Here is a 2,786-nt window from a genome sequence, read left to right on the forward strand (position 1 = left end):
TTTTTTAATGTTCAATCAAAAAATAAGCTACATCGCAATTAACATATACATTTTCCTTGCTATTGATAAAAACAATTGATATAATTATCTAGCGTGAGTAATTTAATGATTACTCCTTGCTCATTGTAAAAATGAGCCGTAGACCACAAGGAGGTGTAGAGAAAGATGAAAAAATACGAAATTTTATATGTCGTACAACCAAGAATTGAAGAAGAAGCAAAAACTGCATTAGTTGCACGTTTTGATGATATCTTAACTTCTAATGGTGCTGAAATCATCGAATCTAAAGATTGGGGTAAACGTCGTTTAGCTTATGAAATTAACGATTTTAAAGAAGGTTTTTACCAAATCGTTAAAATCCAAGCTGAAGATGATGCTGCAATCAAAGAATTTGATCGTTTAGCAAAAATCAACGAAAATATTATCCGTCACTTAATCGTTCGTGAAGAGGCATAATATTAATGAATAACAAGACAAGGGAGGTATTATTAAATGATTAATCGAGTTGTTTTAGTCGGGCGTTTGACAAAAGACCCTAATTACCGTCAAACACCAACAGGTGTTTCAGTAGCTTCTTTTACTTTAGCTGTAAATCGAACATTTACAGGAAGTAATGGCGAAAGACAAGCTGATTTTATTAATTGTGTTGTTTTTAATAAGCAAGCTGATAACGTATCACGTTATGTACATAAAGGTAGTTTAGTTGGGATAGAAGGACGTATTCAAACACGTAACTATGATAATCCACAAGGTCAACGTGTTTATGTGACTGAAGTTGTTTGTGATAGTGTTCAATTTCTTGAACCTAAAAATGCAAATAATGGTGCGGCTCAAGCTAATTATGGAAATAATGCTTTTGCGAGTCAAGGAGCAATGCCAAATAATGATTTTTCAGATTTTGGTAATGACTTCAATTCATCAAATAATGATTTTTCAGCACCAGCTGATCCCTATGCTGCGCCAGTAGATAATGGATTTAACAAAGGTATTGATTTATCAGATGATGATTTACCATTTTAAATAATCAAAAATGATAAAGAGATTCTATAAGGAGGTTACTGATATGGCACAACCAAATCGTCGCGGTGGTGGTATGCGTCGTCGTAAAAAAGTATGTTATTTTACAGCGAACGGCATTACTACAATTGACTATAAAGAAGTAGAATTATTAAAAAAATTCATTTCAGAACGTGGTAAAATTTTACCTCGTCGTGTAACAGGTACTTCAGCTAAATACCAACGTATGTTAACTGTTGCTATCAAACGTGCACGTCACGCAGCATTATTACCATATGTTGCAGATGAAAAATAATATTTAATATTCAGTACAGTTACCAATATTTATTGGTAACTGTACTTTTTATTTATAATCATGTTATAATATATGACGTATGTAAAAGAAATGATTAAAGGAGAAAAATTATGGCATTAACAGCAGGTATTGTTGGTTTACCGAATGTAGGGAAATCAACATTATTTAACGCAATTACAAAAGCAGGTGCATTAGCAGCAAACTATCCATTTGCAACAATTGATCCGAATGTAGGGATTGTAGAAGTACCAGATGCACGCTTAAATAAATTAACAGAATTAGTAGAACCTAAAAAAACAGTGCCAACAGCATTTGAGTTTACGGATATTGCCGGTATCGTAGAAGGTGCTTCAAAAGGTGAAGGTTTAGGTAATAAATTTTTAGCACATATTCGAGAAGTGGATGCTATTTGTCAAGTTGTGCGTTGTTTTGAAGACGAAGATATTACGCATGTTGCCGGTAAAGTAAGTCCTTTAGATGATATTGCAGTTATCAATTTAGAATTAATTTTAGCAGATTTAGAAAGTGTTGATAAACGTTTAGCACGCGTTGCTAAAATGGCTAAACAAAAAGATAAAGATGCAATGGTAGAAGAAGCGATTTTATTAAAATTTAAAGAAGCTTTAGAAAATGATCAACCAGCACGTTCAGTGGAATTAACACCAGAACAACAAAAAATTGCGAAAACAATTCATTTATTAACAGCTAAGCCAATGTTATATGTTGCGAATGTAAGCGAAGATGAAGTTGCAAATGCTGACGATAATGAGATGGTGAAAGCCGTTCGCCAATTTGCTGCTAATGAAGGTGCAGATGTCATTGTTATTTGTGCTAAAATAGAAGAAGAAATTGCAGTATTAGAAGATGATGAAAAAGAAATGTTCTTAGAAGAATTAGGTATTTCAGAATCTGGTTTAGATCAATTAATTAAAGCTGCTTATCATTTATTAGGTTTAGCAACATACTTTACAGCGGGTGTACAAGAAGTACGTGCTTGGACATTCCGTCGTGGAATGAAAGCACCACAATGTGCGGGTGTAATTCACTCTGATTTCGAAAGAGGATTTATCCGTGCGGAAACAGTGAGTTATGATGACTTAGTAAAATACGGTAATATGCAAGCAGCCAAAGAAGCAGGTCGTGTACGATTAGAAGGTAAAGAATACGAAGTACAAGATGGCGATATCATGCTATTTAGATTTAATGTATAATATTTAATAAATTCCCCTAATTCCTTGATAACCAAGGGATAGGGGAATTTATTTTTTATCTATTTTGCCGTCATTTTTTAAAATCTAGCAGTTATGAAATAAATCATTAAGTTCTCTGGTCATCTGCGTATAGCTTTTAAGCATTGTATTAAGAGTTGTATATCACAAAAATTAATAAATATCAAAGCCCTTGTTTTTTGTCACAAATGTTTGACTTCTCTAGATGATGCAATATTATTTAGTATCTATTGCGTAGTTCAAAA

4 protein-coding genes are annotated in these 2,786 nt (G+C 33.0%); all 4 read left to right on the forward strand.

Annotation, left to right across the window (positions count from 1 at the left end):
* Nucleotides 1-165: 165 nt before the first annotated feature.
* The 4 genes from rpsF to ychF all read left to right on the forward strand — a co-directional run bounded on the left by rpsF (nt 166) and on the right by ychF (nt 2,523).
* Nucleotides 166-456 carry a 30S ribosomal protein S6 gene (gene rpsF, locus AC5EAH_RS07905; protein WP_493494237.1) on the forward strand — a complete coding sequence of 97 codons (291 nt, stop codon included), beginning with the start codon at nt 166-168 and terminating at the stop codon, nt 454-456.
* Nucleotides 457-492: 36 nt separating this feature from the next.
* A complete protein-coding gene (gene ssb / locus AC5EAH_RS07910) occupies nt 493-1,020 on the forward strand; it encodes a single-stranded DNA-binding protein (protein ID WP_493494238.1) in 528 nt (175 codons plus the stop codon).
* A 43-nt stretch (nt 1,021-1,063) separates the two neighbouring features.
* The gene (gene rpsR / locus AC5EAH_RS07915) at nt 1,064-1,312 is read left to right on the forward strand and encodes a 30S ribosomal protein S18 (protein ID WP_493494239.1); all 249 of its coding nucleotides are present in this window, start codon (nt 1,064-1,066) and stop codon (nt 1,310-1,312) included.
* A gap of 110 nt (nt 1,313-1,422) precedes the next feature.
* Nucleotides 1,423-2,523 (forward strand): redox-regulated ATPase YchF, encoded by a 1,101-nt coding sequence (gene ychF / locus AC5EAH_RS07920; protein ID WP_493494240.1) that lies wholly within the window; start codon nt 1,423-1,425, stop codon nt 2,521-2,523.
* Nucleotides 2,524-2,786 lie beyond the last annotated feature (263 nt).

It is taken from the genome of Staphylococcus sp. B1(2026) (assembly GCF_058895785.1).